The organism is Allobosea sp. TND4EK4 (assembly GCF_900156025.1).
Classification (GTDB): Bacteria; Pseudomonadota; Alphaproteobacteria; order Rhizobiales; family Beijerinckiaceae; genus Allobosea.
On the sequence record NZ_FTMO01000006.1, the window covers coordinates 83,751 to 99,565 of the forward strand.

The 15,815-nt window shown below is 71.8% G+C and carries 17 protein-coding genes, 1 pseudogene and 1 riboswitch; of the genes and pseudogenes, 4 read left to right on the forward strand and 14 right to left on the reverse strand.

From position 1 onward, the window contains the following. Position 1: 1 nt before the first annotated feature. Together BW981_RS12710 and cbiE are read right to left on the reverse strand one after the other, a co-directional pair. Positions 2 to 391, reverse strand: a complete 390-nt coding sequence (locus BW981_RS12710) for a cobalamin biosynthesis protein (protein WP_244560309.1) — start codon at positions 389 to 391, stop codon at positions 2 to 4. Continuing rightward, entirely contained in the window at positions 388 to 1,635 is a 1,248-nt protein-coding gene (cbiE, locus tag BW981_RS12715) for a precorrin-6y C5,15-methyltransferase (decarboxylating) subunit CbiE (RefSeq protein ID WP_076439683.1), read from the reverse strand. The genes BW981_RS12710 and cbiE overlap by 4 nt, the downstream gene beginning before the upstream one ends. Here cbiE and BW981_RS12720 point away from each other — a divergent pair. Continuing rightward, positions 1,634 to 2,398, forward strand: a complete 765-nt coding sequence (locus BW981_RS12720) for a cobalt-precorrin-6A reductase (RefSeq protein ID WP_076439685.1) — start codon at positions 1,634 to 1,636, stop codon at positions 2,396 to 2,398. The two genes, cbiE and BW981_RS12720, sit on opposite strands and share 2 nt — an antisense overlap. On the opposite strand, the gene cobJ is transcribed toward BW981_RS12720, so the two are convergent. The 9 genes from cobJ to BW981_RS12765 are packed head-to-tail and all read right to left on the reverse strand — an operon-like array spanning position 2,341 to position 11,623. After that, on the reverse strand, positions 2,341 to 3,132 hold the full coding sequence (gene cobJ / locus BW981_RS12725; protein ID WP_076439687.1) for a precorrin-3B C(17)-methyltransferase: 792 nt from the start codon (positions 3,130 to 3,132) through the stop codon (positions 2,341 to 2,343). The two genes, BW981_RS12720 and cobJ, sit on opposite strands and share 58 nt — an antisense overlap. After that, entirely contained in the window at positions 3,129 to 3,863 is a 735-nt protein-coding gene (locus tag BW981_RS12730) for a precorrin-2 C(20)-methyltransferase (protein ID WP_083712326.1), read from the reverse strand. The genes cobJ and BW981_RS12730 overlap by 4 nt, the downstream gene beginning before the upstream one ends. Before the next feature lie 16 nt (positions 3,864 to 3,879). Then, a complete protein-coding gene (locus BW981_RS12735) occupies positions 3,880 to 4,512 on the reverse strand; it encodes a precorrin-8X methylmutase (RefSeq protein ID WP_076439692.1) in 633 nt (210 codons plus the stop codon). Continuing rightward, positions 4,509 to 5,801, reverse strand: coding sequence for a precorrin-3B synthase (gene cobG, locus BW981_RS12740; RefSeq protein WP_076439694.1), 1,293 nt, complete (start codon positions 5,799 to 5,801; stop codon positions 4,509 to 4,511). The genes BW981_RS12735 and cobG overlap by 4 nt, the downstream gene beginning before the upstream one ends. After that, positions 5,798 to 9,160, reverse strand: coding sequence for a cobaltochelatase subunit CobN (cobN, locus tag BW981_RS12745; RefSeq protein ID WP_076439696.1), 3,363 nt, complete (start codon positions 9,158 to 9,160; stop codon positions 5,798 to 5,800). The genes cobG and cobN overlap by 4 nt, the downstream gene beginning before the upstream one ends. A 9-nt stretch (positions 9,161 to 9,169) precedes the next feature. Next, complete coding sequence (gene cobW, locus BW981_RS12750; RefSeq protein ID WP_076439698.1) at positions 9,170 to 10,228, reverse strand: cobalamin biosynthesis protein CobW; 1,059 nt, start codon at positions 10,226 to 10,228, stop codon at positions 9,170 to 9,172. Positions 10,229 to 10,232: 4 nt separating this feature from the next. Further along, entirely contained in the window at positions 10,233 to 10,652 is a 420-nt protein-coding gene (locus BW981_RS12755; protein ID WP_076439700.1) for a DUF1636 family protein, read from the reverse strand. A 41-nt stretch (positions 10,653 to 10,693) separates the two neighbouring features. Continuing rightward, positions 10,694 to 11,434 (reverse strand): CbtA family protein, encoded by a 741-nt coding sequence (locus tag BW981_RS12760; protein ID WP_076439702.1) that lies wholly within the window; start codon positions 11,432 to 11,434, stop codon positions 10,694 to 10,696. A 12-nt stretch (positions 11,435 to 11,446) separates the two neighbouring features. Then, positions 11,447 to 11,623: a CbtB domain-containing protein gene (locus BW981_RS12765; protein ID WP_076439704.1), complete on the reverse strand. Its 177-nt coding sequence runs from the start codon at positions 11,621 to 11,623 to the stop codon at positions 11,447 to 11,449. 36 nt (positions 11,624 to 11,659) lie between these two features. Continuing rightward, a riboswitch (cobalamin riboswitch) is annotated at positions 11,660 to 11,846 on the reverse strand. 50 nt (positions 11,847 to 11,896) lie between these two features. On the opposite strand from BW981_RS12765, the gene cobU reads away from it, so the two are divergent. Both cobU and cobO read left to right on the forward strand, forming a co-directional pair. Further along, positions 11,897 to 12,412: a bifunctional adenosylcobinamide kinase/adenosylcobinamide-phosphate guanylyltransferase gene (gene cobU, locus BW981_RS12770; protein WP_076439706.1), complete on the forward strand. Its 516-nt coding sequence runs from the start codon at positions 11,897 to 11,899 to the stop codon at positions 12,410 to 12,412. A gap of 14 nt (positions 12,413 to 12,426) precedes the next feature. After that, entirely contained in the window at positions 12,427 to 13,035 is a 609-nt protein-coding gene (gene cobO, locus BW981_RS12775) for a cob(I)yrinic acid a,c-diamide adenosyltransferase (RefSeq protein WP_076439917.1), read from the forward strand. A gap of 6 nt (positions 13,036 to 13,041) precedes the next feature. Here cobO and BW981_RS12780 read toward each other — a convergent pair. The 3 genes and pseudogenes from BW981_RS12780 to cbiB form a co-directional block, all read right to left on the reverse strand. Next, positions 13,042 to 13,483: pseudogene (locus tag BW981_RS12780) on the reverse strand (TA system VapC family ribonuclease toxin). Continuing rightward, positions 13,480 to 13,701, reverse strand: a complete 222-nt coding sequence (locus BW981_RS12785) for a hypothetical protein (RefSeq protein WP_076439708.1) — start codon at positions 13,699 to 13,701, stop codon at positions 13,480 to 13,482. The pseudogene BW981_RS12780 and the gene BW981_RS12785 overlap by 4 nt, the downstream one beginning before the upstream one ends. Before the next feature lie 68 nt (positions 13,702 to 13,769). Next, a complete protein-coding gene (gene cbiB / locus BW981_RS12790; protein ID WP_076439710.1) occupies positions 13,770 to 14,756 on the reverse strand; it encodes an adenosylcobinamide-phosphate synthase CbiB in 987 nt (328 codons plus the stop codon). Between the two features lie 21 nt (positions 14,757 to 14,777). Between cbiB and cobD the strand changes: the two genes are divergently transcribed. Then, positions 14,778 to 15,809 carry a threonine-phosphate decarboxylase CobD gene (cobD, locus tag BW981_RS12795; protein WP_076439918.1) on the forward strand — a complete coding sequence of 344 codons (1,032 nt, stop codon included), beginning with the start codon at positions 14,778 to 14,780 and terminating at the stop codon, positions 15,807 to 15,809. Positions 15,810 to 15,815 lie beyond the last annotated feature (6 nt).

Sequence of the window (15,815 nt, forward strand, 5' to 3'; positions counted from 1 at the left end):
TCTACGACACCGCGCGCGCCAGCGCGCAGGTGACCCGGGCGGTGGCGATGCGAGGCTGCACCAGGGTTCCTCCCGGCCCGGCGGCGGCGAGCGCCGCGGCCTCCGCCACCGAGCCGACGCCATAGAGCGAGGCGATACGCGTCGAGCGCGTGGCGCAGGAGGCTTCGAAGCCCTTCAGCGCCTCGTCGGGAATGGCGATCAGCTGGGCGTCGCGGGCGGCGGCTGCCGCGATCATTCCCACCTCGCTGGCGCGGCTGGCGAGGGTCGCAAGGCGCGGCACCGCGCTGCCGGCGAGCCGCGCCTGCGCCAGCGCCTCGTCCAGGCAGGCGAGGATGTCGGCGGCCTCCGTGCCGGGCCGGATGCCGATGCCGGCGATGAGGCGCCCGCTCACGGCTTCTCCACCCGCCACTGCGTCACCGGCATGGCCGGCCGCCAGCCATGCTTGCCGCCGACGGGTGCGAGCCGGTCGATCGAGATGCGGCGCAGCGAACCGCCATGCAGGGCATGCAGCGCCGCGAGCCGTGCCTCGCCCTCGATGGTGACGACATTGGCGACCAGCCGGCCGCCGGGTTTCAGCGCCGCCCACGCGGCCTCGAACAGCCCGTCTTCCGTCAGCCCGCCGCCGATGAACACGGCGTCCGGCGGCTCGCGGCCGACCAGCGCGGCCGGCGCGGCACCCGCGATCTCGATCGAAAGCCCGCCCAGCTCCAGAGCGTTGCGGCGGACCCGCTCGGCCCGTTCCGTCTTCGCCTCGAAGGCGATGGCGCGGTTGCGGAGATGGCGCTGGCACCATTCGACCGCGACGGAGCCTGAGCCGGCCCCGACATCCCAGAGCAGTTCGCCCGCGCGTGGCGCCAGCGCCGAGAGCGTGATCGCGCGGATTTCCGATTTGGTGATCTGCCCGTCATGGGCGAACCAGTCCTCGTCCAGCCCCGGTGCCAGCGGCAGGATGCGCGCATCGCGGGCTTCGCCGATCTCGACCGCGATCAGGTTGAGCGGCACCACCTCGTCGAGCGCGAAATCGTCGGCCCGGCTCTCGCGGATGCGCTCCTTCGGCCCGCCCAGCGCTTCCATCACCACGATGCGCGCAGAGCCCATGCCGCGCGCGGTCAGCAGCTCGGCGACGGCCCTCGGAGTCGTCTCGTCCCAGGACAGGGCGAGGACGCGCGCGCCGGGCTGGAGATGCGGCACGATGCGGTAGAGCGTGCGTCCGTGCAGCGAGACCAGCGCGCACTCCTCCTGCGGCCAGCGCATGCGGGTGCAGGCCATGGAGAAGGAGGAGAGCTGCGGGATGATCCGCATCTCGCTGGCGGGGATCGCCCGGCTCAGGCTGTTGCCGATGCCGTAATGAAACGGGTCGCTGGTCGCGAGCACGCAGACCTTGCGGCCACGCTCCTTGAGGATCTGCGGCAGCGCATTGCGGAAGGGCTGCGGCCAGGGTCGCAATTCGCCGGGCACGGAGCCGACCAGCGCGATATGCCGCTCCCCGCCGAAGACGATTTCGGCCTCGTTCAGCGCCGTCAGCGCCTCGCGGCACAGGCCCGCTGCCCCGTCCTCCCCCAGCCCGATCAGGCTGAGCCAGGGCTGCGCCGTCCGGCTCGACAGCTCATCCGATTCACGCAAGACTGTTGCCATGACCGTCCTCATCCTCGGCGGAACGAGCGAAGCTGCCGCGCTCGACCAGCTCCTGGCCGAGCAGGCGCCCGAAATCCGCGCCATCATCTCGCTTGCGGGCCATACCGTCGACCCCCGCCCGAGCAACCTGCCGGTCCGCATCGGCGGCTTCGGCGGCGTCGAGGGCCTGCGGCGCTATCTGGTCGAGGAGGGCATCGTCGCCGTCATCGACGCGACCCATCCCTTCGCGGCGATCATGCCCTTCCATGCCGAGCATGCCTGCAAGGCCGAGGGCGTGCCGCTGCTGGCGATCCGCCGCGAGAGCTGGAGGCCGCAGGACGGCGACCGCTGGACCTGCGTCCCGGATATACAGGCGGCGGCCGAGGCGCTGGGGCCGGAAGCCCGCCGCGTCTTCCTGACGATCGGAAGGCTCGAGCTGCCCGCTTTCGCGGACGCGCCGCAGCACCGCTATCTGGTCCGCGCGATCGAGCCGATCGGCGACCGGCTGCCGGTGCCCCATGCCGATGTCATCCTCGCCCGTGGCCCCTTTACGGCCGAGGACGAGGAGGCGCTGATGCGCCAGGAGGGTGTCGAGGTCCTGGTCAGCAAGAATTCCGGCGGGCCGGCGACGGTCGGCAAGCTCGTGGCGGCGCGCCGGTTGTCCCTGCCGGTGGTGATGGTGGAGCGCCCGCCCAAGCCGGATGTCGAGACCGTCGACCATATCGATCAGGTCCTGCCCTGGCTGGTGGCGCAGGGGCTCTTCGTCACCGAGCGCGGCGTGTAGACGTAAGGCGCGGCGCCCTCGCGCGCGATCAGCCGCGTGCTCGAAGCCCCGATCATCACCAGCGTCGCCATGTCGGCCGTGTCGGCGGCCGCGACGGCCTCGGCCAGCGTCAGCACGCGCAGCGCCTCGTCCGGCCGCCCGACGGCCCGGGCGAAGAGCACCGGCGTCGAGGCGTCGCGCCGCGCCGCCGCCAGTTCCAGCGCCTTGCCGAGCTGCCAGGGCCGCGCCTTCGAGATCGGGTTGTAGAGGCAGATCACGAAATCGGCGGCGAGCGCCGCCTCGATCCGGGCGGTCACCACCTCCCAGGGCTTGAGATTGTCCGAGAGCGAGATCGCGCAGAAATCGCCGCCCAGCGGCGCCCCCGCCCGCGCCGCTGCCGCCAGCATCGCGGTGATGCCGGGTTCGACGGTAATGGCGATCGCGCGCCATGGCTCCGGACCCGCCTCGAGCGCCTCGAACACGGCCGCGGCCATGGCGAAGACGCCGGGATCGCCCCCCGAAACCACCGCGACCCGTCTGCCTTCGGCCGCCAGCCGCAGCGCATGCGCCGCGCGCTCGACCTCGACGCGGTTGTCGGAGGCATGTTTCGTCCGCCCCGCACGCTCCGGCACCCGGTCGAGATAAGGGCCATAGCCGACGAGATCGCTCGCCGCCGCGAGCGCGGCCTGCGCCGCCGGCGTGATCCATTCCGGCGTGCCCGGGCCGAGGCCGACGATGGTGAGCGAGCCGCTCACAGCCGGCGCCCTTCGCCCGGCACCAGCACCAGCGCGAAATAGGGCGCCTCGTCGTCCGCCTTCTCGCTGAGCCGGCAGACCGCCTGCTGGGCCATGGTGGCGCGCTCGACATAGATCGCCCGCGCGGCAAGGCCGGCCGCGGTCAGCGCCCGGCGCACCTTCGGCAGATGGCGGCCGAGCTTCATGATCACGGCGGCGTCCGTGTCGGCCAGGCGGCGCGTCAGCTCGGCCTCGGGCAACGTGCCGGGCAGCACCGTCATCACGTCGTCGCCCCAGGTGATCGGCGCGCCCGCCGCCGCCCATCCTCCCGCCATGGCGGGGATGCCCGGCACGATCTCGGTCGGGAAGCGCGGCGACAGCCGCCGCCACAGATGCATGAAGGAGCCGTAGAAGAAGGGGTCCCCGTCGCAGAGCACGGCGAGCACGCGCCCCGCCTCCATCTCGCTGGCGAGTTGCTCGGCCACCTCCTCGTAGAAGGCGGCGATCGGCCCGTCATAGGCGGGGTCGCCGACCTCGGCCTCGACCGTGACCGGATAGGTCAGGACGATCTCGCGGGCCGGATCGGGCGCGATCACCGCGTCCGCCGTGGTCCGGGCATTGCCGCGCCGGCCGCGCTTGCAGAAATGCACCAGCCTGTCGGCGGACAGGATGACATTGCGGGCTCGCACGGACATGAGGTCGGCCGCGCCGGGGCCGAGGCCGACGCCGTAGAGCAGGGTCCTGGCAGGCATCGTCCCGCTCAACGCGCTATTCCTTGTCCTGCGCCAGCGCGTTGACGGCCGCTGCCGCCATCGCCGAGCCGCCGCGCCGTCCATGCACGACGAGGAAGGGCACGCGCCCGTCCTGCGCCAGCGCCGCCTTGGATTCCGCTGCTCCGACGAAGCCGACCGGGATGCCGATCACCGCCGCCGGCTTCGGCGCGCCGGCATCCAGCATCTCCAGCAGGCGGAAGAGGGACGTCGGCGCATTGCCGATCACGACGAGCGAGCCGGCGAGGCGCGGCCGCCACAGCTCCATCGCGGCGGCGGAGCGCGTCGTGCCCATCTCGCTGGCGAGCGTCGGAACCTGCGGATCGTCGAGCGTGCAGAGCACGTCGTTGCCGGCCGGCAGCCGCGCCCGGGTCACGCCGTTGGCGACCATCTTGGCATCGCAGAGGATCGGCGCCCCGCCTCTCAGCACGTTGCGGGCAGCCTCGGCGAAATCGGCCGACATTTCGACGTCGCGCGGCAGGTCGGTCATCCCGCAGGCATGGATCATCCGCACGACCACGCGCTCGGCGACGCCCGAGAAGCGCGCCAGCTCGGCCTCGGCCCGGATGATCGCGAAGGAGCGCTCATAGATCGCCGCGCCGTCCTGGATGTAATCGTAGGCCCTGCTCAACGGTTCCGCCTCGTCCCGCGCGCCTCAAGGCGCGCGTGCCAATCCTGTCCCGGCTGCAATCGCGCCAGCAGCGCCGGCAGGTCAAGCGTCGCGAGCGGCGCATCCCCGGCGCGGCCCTCCATGACGACCTCATAGCGCCCGTCCCGCCCGGTCAGGGTGAGGTCGGCCGCCGCCGGATGGGCGCAGCCCTTGGCGCAGCCGGAGACGTGCAGATCGAGGCCCTCGCGCAGCAGCGCGGCGAGCGTGCCGGCCAGCCTGTCGGCATCGGCCGCGGCGGGCGCCTGCGCCCGCGTGCAGGCCGGGCTGCCCGCACAGGCCTGCACCGACAGCCGCGGATCGCTGTCGTCGACGATCAGCCCCTGCGCTTGTGCCCGCGCGAGAAGCGCCCCGGCCGCAGCCGGCGACAGCCCCCGGAAAGCGAGCCCGCGCCAGGGCGATGGCCTGATCTCGGCCGGCTCGTCCCGCACGGCCTGCGCCAGAGCGGCGAGCATCTCCGCCCGGCTGCGGCCGAAGGGCAGGGCGATCAGCGCCGTGACGCGCCCATCGGACTGGGAAAAAAGCCCCGCGCATCGTGGCGCGGGGCGCGGGGCCGGCGCGGCGGCGTCCGGCAGGTCGACGAGCCCCGACAGCGCATCGGCCGGCAGGTCGCGCAGGCGGCGAATGCGCTCGGGCGCCGCCCGTCGCAGCGCGGCGAAGCGGCGCAGGATCGCGGCGACGAGGTCCGGGGCCTCGCCTTCGGCCAGAGGCCCGTAGCACGGGCCGTCCGCCAGGCTCAGGACGATCCGCCCGCCTCCCGCCCCGACGAGGCGGATGTCGCCGGCGATGCCGTCCAGCGAGGACGGGCCGCCATCATCGACGATCACCGTGCATTTCGGCGGCAGCCCTTCGATGGTCCGGGCGGCGGCCTCGATCCGTTCGGCAAGGGCGAAGGCGTCGATCGGGAGAACGGCGTCGAGGCGAGGGAGGCCCGCCAGCGGCGAAACCAGCGTGATCCGCTTCGGACCGTCGCGGTCGGGCTCGTCCAGCAGTCCCTCCGCCAGAAGGTCATCGACCAGCCTCGGATGGCTCAGGGCCGTCACGCCGCGCAACTGCAGGCTGGCGCGGGCGCTGATCTCGACCAGTCCGTTGCCATGCGCCAGCGCCAGAGCCGCGATCCGCCCGAGCTGCTGCGGCGTCAGCCGTGCGCCCGGCGGGTAGAGCCGCACCAGCCAGCCATCGCCGGTTTCCATCGGCTTCAGCGTGCTCGGGCACCAGCCGCGGCGCATGGCGTCTCTTGCCGCCTCGCTCATTCCGCTGCCTCCCGCGCCAGGAAGGCGCCGACGGAATTGCGCCGGCTGGTCCACAGGCCCCGGCGTGCGGCGTCAGTGAGGCGGGCGCGGATTGCGGCGGCGGCCGGCGCATTGGCGGCCTCGATCGCGGCCCAGACCTGCGCATCGGCGCACCACGCCTGGAAGACCGCCTCGAACAGCCCGTCCGAGACCGCATCCGTGCTCGCCGCGAAGACGAACAGCGTGTCGCAGGCCTCGGCGAGTTCCGCCGCGCCGCGCCAGCCATGGGCGAGCTGGGCGGAAATCCAGCGCGGATGCGTCAGCCGGCCATGCACGATGCGGGCGATGTCCTCGGCCAGCATGCGGGCCTTGGGCGCCTCCGGCTGCGAGCTGTCGAGGCTGTAGAGGGCGGGCTCGGCGCCGAGCGCCTTCGCCGCGGCTGCCAGCCCGCCGATGGCGTCGGCCGCGCTCGTCGCCTCCAGGATATCGCGGCCGGGCGTGTCGCTGACATGGATGAAGGCGTCGGCCGCTCGGATACGTCCGGCGAAACCGGCATCTGCCGCCGCCGTTCCCTCCGGCCCGCCATAGGCATGGTCCGACGCCGCGAGGTAAGCCGCACCCAGCTCGGCTCGCTCGCTCCACACGCCGTCGAGAGCCCGGTCGGCCATCGCCGCGCCGTAGCGGCCGGGCGCGGCGCCGAAGATGCGCGCAGCCTGCTCGCCGCGCCGCCGCGCCGCCGCCAGCTCGTTCCATTCGTCGCTCTCGTCCAGCGCGGCGACGGCTTGGGCCGCCTGGTCGATCAGCCCGATCTGCGCGGGAAACGTGTCGCGGAAAGTCCCCGAAATCCGGACCGTCACGTCGAGCCGGGGAAAGGCGAGCTTCGGCTGGGGGGTGACGGAAAAGCCGGTGACGCGGGTCGAGGCGGTGTCCCAGAGCGGCTCCACCCCCATCAGCGCCAGCACATGGGCGATGTCCTCGCCGCCGGAGCGCAGCGTCGGCGAGGCCCAGAGATCCATCACGATGCGGCGCGGATAATCGCCATGCTCCTGCAGGTGCCGCGAGACGACTGCCTGCGCCGCGAGCTTTCCGAGTCGCGCGGCGGCGCGCGTGGGAATGGCACGCGGGTCGAGCGTCGAGAGGTTGCGCCCGGTCGGAAGCACGTCCGGCCGGCCGCGATGCGGCGAGCCGGCGGGTCCGGGCGGCACGAAGCGGCCGCCGAGCGCGGCAAGGAGGCTTTCCCGTTCGTTTGCGGCCGAAGCCGGGTCGATCTCGGAGTGCCCGAAGACGTGCAGCCCGTCGCGGAAGGGCAGTTCGGCGATGTCGCAGAGATGCGCGTCGAGCCGGGTCAACGCCTCGCTCATCGCCATGCCCGGCGTGACGCCGCAGGAGGCTGCGAGCCCGCTTGCCTCGGCCCGGGACAGGATCTCCGCCGCGACGAGATCGGCCCGGCGCGGGTCGAGCATCTGCGCCTGGCTGAATTCCTCGACGAGATCGCGCAGCAGGGCGGTTTCGCCCGCCGCTTCGCTCGCCGCGAGCGGGGGCGGCAGATGGCCGAGCGTCACCGCCGAGAGCCGGCGCTTGGCCGGCGCGGCCTCGCCGGGGTCGTCGACCACATAGGGGTAGATCACCGGCAGCCCGCCGACCGCCAGGCGTGGCCAGCACGCGGCCGAAAGCGCCACCGCCTTGCCCGGCAGCCACTCCGTCGTGCCATGCGTGCCGAGATGGATCAGCGCATCGATGGCCTCGCTGCGACGCAGCGCGAGGTAGAAGGCGAGATAGCCATGGCAAGGCGGCGCGTCCGGGTCGTGATAGCGCGCCTTGCGGTCGGGCGTGGCGTCGCGCGGCGGCTGCAGCGCGACAGCGAGGGTGCCGAAGCGCACGGCGCGAAAGCGGAAGACCCCGTCATGGCAGGCGGGGTCGGTCTCCGGCTCGCCATGGGCGGCGAGCAGAGCCTGGCGCGCGGCGGCGGGGATGGTGCCCAGCCAGTCGCGATAGGCGGCAAGGGGGAGGGCAAGGTCGGCGGGGCCGGCGGTCAGGACCTGCATCAGCCGCGCGCCTTCGGTCGGATCCGCGCGCTCCGAGGGCGCCTCCACCTGATATCCCGCCTCCGCCAGCAACGCCCGGATCGCCGCCACACTTGCCGGCGTGTCGAGCCCGACGGCAAATCCGGCCCGGCCCCCGCGAGCGGGGTAATCCGACATCACCAGCGCGAGCCTGCGATCAGCGATGGGCTTGCGCGCCAGCCCGATCCAGCCGGCAGCGAGATCGGCCAGAGCCGCGACACCGTCGTGATCGGGCACGAGCCGGCGGATCGCGAGCCCCGTTCCCGGATCGACCGTCTCCGCCTTGAAGGCGACGGGGATCGCACCGATGCGCCCGTCGAATTCCGGCAGCGCCACCTGCATGGCGAGGTCGGTGGCGGAGAGACCCCGCGGGGAAGCCGCCCAGGCGTCGCGCGGGCTGCCGACCGGCACCGCCTGCAGGATCGGGCAATCGCCGCCATCGAGCGCGAAGCCGTCATCCTCACGGGCGGAGAAGCCGGTGGTGGCGACGATCAGCGCCGGCTTGGCAGCGGCCGTCAGCGCCGCCAGTTCCGCCAGCACCGCAGGATCCTTCAGGCCCGTCAGGGCGAGCGGCAGCGGCGCCAGCCCGCGCGCGGCCAGGGCCGCCGCAAGCGCCTCGGCCATGGCGGTGTCTCCGGCGGCGATGCCGGAGCGGTAGAGCAGGATCGGGACGAGGGGCCTGTCCCGCGGCAAGACCGCCAGCGCGTCCCGCCAGGGCAGCGGTCTGGCCGCCTCGTCCAGCGCGAAGAGCGGGGGCAGCGGGACCGGCGCCAGAGCGGCGGGGTCGGGCAGTTGGTCCGGAACGGACCCGCCGGCGAGCAATGGCGCGTTCGTGGCGGCCAGGAATCGTCCCGACACAGCCAGCAGCCGGCGCATGTTCTCGGCGCCGCCGGCCCTGAAATAGCCGAGGATCGCCTGCGCGCAGAGGGCGGGCACGGTGCCGTATTCCGCCAGCCGGTCGTCATCCCGGTCGTCTCCCGGCAGGACGGCGAGTGCAATGCCCTTCGCACGGCAGGTTCGCGCCAGTTGCTCGACGCCGTAGCGCCAGTAGTCCAGCCCGCCGAGGCAGCGCACCAGCACGAAGCGGCACTGCGAGGCGGTCTTCCCGATCATGAGATCGACCGAGAGCGGGTGCTTCAGCCGCCTGAGCGAGGCGAGGCGGACCGACGGCGTGCCTGCTCCAGCGGCCGCCGCCGCCAGCGCCGAAAGGTCGCTGTCGGCGAAGGAGAGCACCAGCACATCCCCCCGCGGCAGGCCAAGATCGACGGCGTCCTCGCCGTCGTCGAGCCTGATCTCGCTGGTGGGCAGGAGGTGCATGGGGCGCGGTCAGGCTCCGGCGAGCGCGGCTTCCACCGCCTTGAGATCGAAGCCCTTGAGGCCGATCACGGTCAGCTTGCCGTCGCGCGCTTCGCTCGCCGCCCAGGGCCGGTCGAAATGATGGCCGACACGCCGCCCGACGCCCTGCACCACGAGGCGCATCGGCTTGCCCGGCACGGAAGCGAAGCCCTTGAGCCGCAGCACGCCATCCGCCTCGGCCGCCTTGGCGACGCGGGCCGACAGGTCCTCCGGCGATAAGCCCGCCGGCAGCGGCAGCGCGACGGAGTCGAAATCGTCATGGTCGTGCTCGTGCTCGCCCTCGCCATGGTGGGAGGGCCGCGCGGCCAGATCGCTCTCGGCAGCCGCGCTTAAGCCCACGATCAAGGCGGGCTCGACCTTGCCGTGGCTGGTCTCGACGATCTTGATCGCCCTGGGCAGATGCGCGGCGATCTCCCCCTTCACCCGCGCCCGGGCAGCCTCGTCGAGGAGGTCGCTCTTGTTGAGCAGGATCAGGTCGGCGCAGAGGATCTGGTCCTCGAACACCTCTTCCAGCGGATTGTCGTGATCGACATTGGTATCGGCCGCGCGCTGGGCCGCGAGAGCCTGCGGGTCGTCGGCGAACTGGCCTTCCGCCACCGCCGGCCCGTCGACCACCGCGATGACACCGTCGACGGTGACGCGGGCGCGGATCGCCGGCCAGTTGAAGGCCTGCACCAGCGGCTTGGGCAGGGCGAGGCCGGAGGTCTCGATCAGGATATGCTCGGGGGGCTCGGCCCGGTTCAGCAGTTTTTCCAATGCCGGCACGAAATCGTCGGCCACGGTGCAGCAGATGCAGCCATTCGGCAGCTCGACCACGTCCTCCTCCGAGCAGCCGGCGATGCCGCAGCCCTTCAGGAACTCGCCGTCGAAGCCGAGATCGCCAAATTCATTGACGAGCACGGCGAGCTTCTTGCCCTCGGCGTTTTCGAGCAGATGCCGCACCAGCGTCGTCTTTCCGGCCCCGAGGAAGCCGGTGACGATGGTGCAGGGCGTCTTGGTCAGTGCGGTCTTGGTCAAAGAGTCGGTCATGAGCTTATCCTTGCTGGCGCGCCGGCAGAGGCGGCACGCGCGCGACCACGCCCTTGCGGAAGGACTGCGGCCGTTCTTTCCAGGGAACGATGCCGTTGGCGCTGGCGGCATAGGCCTCCGCCGCGCCGACGATCTCGTCGAGATGGGTCTGGGTGTCGAGGTCGCCGATCAGATAGGTCCATTTGCCCTCGCTGCTGAGCGCGATGGTGCAGGGCCTCTTGCAGACGGCGAGGCATTCGACGGGCAGCACGGCAATCGTGCTGCCCTTTGCCGAAAGCTGCGCGGTCAGGGCCTCCGCGAGCGCAATGCCCGGCTGGTCATAGCCTTCCGGGAGATCGGCGCGGGCGCGGCGGCAGGCCGTGCAGACATGGATCGTGAGATCCTGGATGGCACGGCCCTGGATGGCGAGGTCGCCCTCGGTCATGGCTTGCCTCTGTGAAGTGGCGCCCGCAGGGGCGGCGCCGCTCACGCTGCGGCCATGCGCCGGTCCATGCGCGGCCAGAGCGTGCCGACCGCGAAGGCGGTCGCCAGCCACAGCGCCGCCTGGATGCCGAGCGAGAGCGAGGTGAAATGCGCGGCGAGCTCGGCCGGAACCTTGCTTTCCGGTGTCGGCGCATGCGGCGCCCCGACGAGATGCGGCAGCAGGATCAGTGCGACCGCCAGCAGCTTGAGCCAGGGCGCCTCGTGGCGCAGGAACAGGAAGAGCCCGGTCCCTGTCGCCGCGGCCGTGCCGAGCCACCAGATCTGTCGCTCCTGCAAGGCGGCCGAAGCGGCGCCCGGCAATTCCGGTGCGAGCCCCATCCCCGGCGCGAGGCCGAAGGCAAGGAAGCCGCAGGCACCCCAGATCAGCGCCCGGCGCGGATCGATGGCGTCGCCCGCCGCGATCATCCCGGCGAGCAGCAACGCCGCGAAACCGATCGCCGTGCCGATGGTCGTGGCGCTGGTGAAGAGCAGGCGCTGGAGGCCGTCCGCGGGCTTCCATTCATCGTGCTCGGCCCCTGCGGCGTGATCGGTGCCGCTATGGGCGAGGATGATGCGCGCGCCGCCGGTCAGGGCAGCATGCGGGGCGGGAGGCGCGGCGAGCGCGCTTTCATAGCGTTCCGCCTTCAGGATGAGCGGTGTGGTGGTGACATGCTGAAGGGCGGCGATGACGAGCCCAGCCAGAAGCCCGGCCAGCAGGCTGACCGTGAGAACACGCGTGACCATGATGGCTTTTCCTCAGTGGCAGGGAAAAGCGAGGCCGTGGCGGGTGTCGTGCGCGGCGTTGTGCACGCTCGTCGAGGCCGCGAAACCGGTCGTGTAGACCAGCGCGAGACCGATCACGAGCGCGGCCGCGACGGCCTTCACGCGCTCCGAGACGCTGCTTTGGGGGATGGAAACCGAGACGGTGTTCATGACTGTTCTCCGTAGCCGCCCCGCCGGCAGCCTGTTGGATCGTTGCGGGTCGACGGCAGGTCTCCTGGCTCGCGGGTCTAGGCATCCTGCTCCGCCTTCCCGGGATGGCTCCCAGTGGCCGATGGCGCAGAACTCGCCGCTTACAGTTGCGGGGGCAGCCGCGGTCTTGCACCGCGTTCCCTTTTCACCTCCTCGCGGAGGCACCGTCCCGAACATCATTAGCCTTGCTGCGGGGGCTGTGCAATGAGGGCGTGAGGACATGAAGTCGATCTGATGCCGAGTGAACTTCCCCATCTCACCCTCGTTCTCGGCGGCGCCCGCTCCGGCAAGAGCCGCCACGCCGAGGCGTTGATCGAGGCGCTGCCGGCGCCCTGGACCTATGTCGCGACCGCGCAGGCCTGGGACGAGGAGATGCGCGAACGCATCGCCCTGCACCGCGCCCGCCGCCCGAGCGGCTGGGAGACGGTCGACGCCCCGCTCGAGCTTCCCGAGGCGATCGCGGCCCATGCCGGTCGGCCGATCCTGGGCGATTGCCTGACGCTCTGGCTGACCAATCTCATCCTCGCCGAACGCGATACGGCTGCTGCCGGCGCCGCCCTCCTCGCCGCCTGCGAGCGGGCTTGCGCTCCGTTGGTGCTGGTCTCCAACGAGGTCGGGCTTGGCATCGTGCCGGACAACGCGCTGGCCCGGCGCTTCCGCGACGAGGCCGGGCGCCTCCATCAGGCGCTTGCGGCGCGGGCGTCGAGCGTGGTCTTCATGGTGGCCGGCCTGCCGATGCAGGTGAAATGAATCTGAGCGAAAGAATGACGGACACCGAAGACGCCGCGCGCCACAAGGCCAAGATGGCGAAGCGCAAGGCGGTGCAGGACGCCGAGGTCGCCGGAAAGACCCTCGAGAAGGGCCTGCTGATCGTCAACACCGGGCCGGGCAAGGGCAAGTCCACCGCCGCCTTCGGGCTGATGCTGCGCGCGCTCGGCCATGGCTGGCGCGTCGGCGTGGTGCAGTTCATCAAGGGCGCCTGGGAGACCGGCGAGCGCAAGGCGCTGGCGGCCTTTCCGGGGCAGGTCGACTGGCACAGCATGGGCGAGGGCTTCACCTGGGAGACGCAGGACAAGGCCCGCGACATCGCCGCCGCCGCCCGCGCCTTCGGCAAGGCCAGGGAGTTGATGGCCGACCCTGAGATCCGGCTGCTCGTGCTCGACGAACTCAACATCGCCCTGCGCTACGACTATCTGCCGCTCGCCGAGGTCGTGGAGACCTTGAGCGCCCGCCGCCCCGACCTGCACATCGTCGTGACCGGCCGCAACGCCAAGCCGGAGCTGATCGCCGCCGCCGACCTCGTCACCGAGATGACGCTGGTGAAGCACCACTTCGCCGCCGGCGTGAAGGCGCAGGAAGGGATCGAGTTCTGAACGGCTTCAGCTCTGCGGAATCAGATGCAGAGCCGCTGCGCCGCCGCGGACGGGATTTGCCGCGAGCCGCGCATCGAAGGTGGCCAACCGGCCGCCTTCGAGACGGCGAGCGCGAGGAGATAGGTATCGGTCACATGCAGGGAATGAATGAGTTGCGGCAACTCGACCAGCGGCTCGTCCAGCAGGCTGATCGAGTCCGGCCAAAAACAGTGGCCGGGCGCGCGGCGCAGTTCTCCCAGAATGCGTGCCACCCCTGCGGGGACGATTGAGCCTGCGGAAATGGATAGCGAGGATTCCCGAGGATCCGGATCGTGCCGTTCTCAACCAGGGGACAGGTCGCCCAGGAACGATGGCCAGTGGCCGCGAACCATTCATGGGCCGCCGAAGCATGGATATGCTGAGGATCGATCAGCGCGATCAGAACATTGATGTCGGGCAGATAAGTCACGGCTCTTCGTCGCGGAGCGCATTCACCATTTCGAGCGTGACGACGACGCCGGGCCGCCGCGGCAACAGCGGGATCCCGTTGCGGCATTCGATCTCCGTTTGCGGTAGCGCGCTGCGGGCCAGCTCCGAGATCACCTCGCCGATGCTGCGGTTCTGCTCCTGCGCCAGCTTTTCGGCGGCGCGGACGACGTCGTCGTCGGTCGTCACATGCGTGCCCAAGGCGGCCTCCTGCGGCGGAATGGAGCCATTCCAGCCATCTGTGAGGGATCGGTAAGCGCTGCGTCCGCTCAGCGGCTCGCCATTAGCGCGGCCACGGCCCCCGCCGCCGCCAGCCCCCAGAGCAGCCCGCAGGCTTTCCGGTACAGCCCCAGCGCCCGGCGGATGTCTCCGGCATGGGCCTGCGCCCGCCCGTCGCCCATCCAGTGGTCGTCGACAGGGGTGTCGCCATAGACGCGCGGGCCGGCCAGCCTGAGACCGAGCGCCCCGGCCATCGCCGCTTCCGGCCAGCCGGCATTGGGCGATTTGTGCCGGCCCGCGTCCCGCCGCACGGCGCGCCAGGCGCCGCATGCATCGGCATCGCGATCGAGCGCGGCCGCGCCGATCAGCAGCAGCGCGGTCAGCCGCGAGGCCGGAAGGTTGACGAGATCGTCGAGCCGCGCCGCCGCCCAGCCGAAGGCGAGATGGCGCGGGGTGCGGTGGCCGATCATCGAATCGGCGGTGTTGATCGCCTTGTAGGCGGCTATTCCCGGCAGGCCTGCGAAGCCCAGCCAGAAGGCGGGCGCGACGATCCCGTCCGAGAAATTCTCCGCCAGGCTCTCGATCGCGGCGCGCGCCACGCCGGGCTCGTCGAGCGTCCGGGGATTGCGCCCGACGATCATCGCCACGGCCGCCCGCCCGCCGTCCAGACCGTCCTGCTCCAATCCTTCGGCGACACGCGTTACATGCTCGTGCAGGCTGCGCTGGGCGAGCAGCGTCGAGGCGAGGAGCGCCAGCGGCACCAGCCCGAGCGGTCCCGCCGTCAGGACCAGCCACTGGACCGCCGCCGCGAGCGTGATCGTCACCACGAGCAGGATGGCAAGGCCCAGCACGCCCGCTGTCTTGCGCCACGCGAAGGAGGCCGTCTCCCGGTTCAGGCCGCGGTCGAGCCACCCGATCAGCGCGCCGATCCAGGTGACGGGATGGCCGATGGCAGAGTAGAGCACCTGCGGATAGCCGAACGCCGCCTCCGCCACGAGGGCGAGCAGGAGAAGCGGCAGGCTGTCGGCGAGATTCATGCGGGGCGAGGACGGGTGAGCGTGGCTGAGGCAGGAGCGGCTGATCAGGGCATCTGGCATGGCGGGGACCTCGCCGCGGCCCGCGCGCTGTTTCCGGAGGCGCCCGAGCCGTGGGTCGATCTTTCCACCGGCATCAACCCGATCCCCTATCCGCTTCCGGAGCTGCCGTTAAGCCTGTGGGCGCGGCTTCCCGGTGCCGCGGAGGAAAAGGCGCTGCTCGCCGCCGCGCGCGTCGCCTATCGCGTCCCCAGCTCCGCGGGCATCGTCGCGGCGCCGGGCACGCAGATCCTGATCGGGTTGCTGCCGCGCCTGGCGCCGAGCGGGCCCGTCGCCGTGCTGGGGCCGACCTATGCCGAGCACGCCCATGCCTGGCGAAAAGGCGGCTTCGCGGTGAGGGAGGTCGCGACGCTGGAGGGGGCGGGTGAGGCTGCGACCGTCATCGTCGTCAATCCGAACAATCCCGATGGCCGTCTGCTGTCGCGGGAGGCGCTCGCGGGGCAGGCCGCGCTCTGTGCGGCCCGTGGTGGCCTGCTGGTGGTGGACGAGGCCTTCTGTGATGTCGTGCCGGAGGCCAGCCTCGTCTCCGCGCTCCCGCCTGGCGCCGTTATCCTGCGGTCCTTCGGCAAGAGCTATGGCCTTGCCGGGGTCAGGCTCGGCTTTGCCATCGCCGCGCCCGAGCTGACGGAGAGGCTTTGCGCGGCCCTGGGCCCCTGGGCGGTCGCCGGGCCGGCTCTGGCGGTCGGCGCCGCCGCCCTGAGCGACGCTGCCTGGCTGGCCGGCGCCACTGCGTCCCGCGCGCGGGATGCAGCCCGGCTCGACGCGCTTTTGTCCCCGCATGGCCATGTCGTCGGAGGCACGAGCCTGTTCCGTCTGCTGGAGACGCCGCAGGCCCCCGCCCTCTTCGCCCGCCTCGGGCGTAGCGGCATCTATGTCCGCCGCTTCCGCGACGCGCCGCGCCGCCTGCGTTTCGGCCTGCCGGGGGATGAGGCGCAGTGGTCTCGCCTGCAGGCGGCGCTGGACACGGATGCGCTGGGAGCCACTCGCGGCGCATGAGATTTG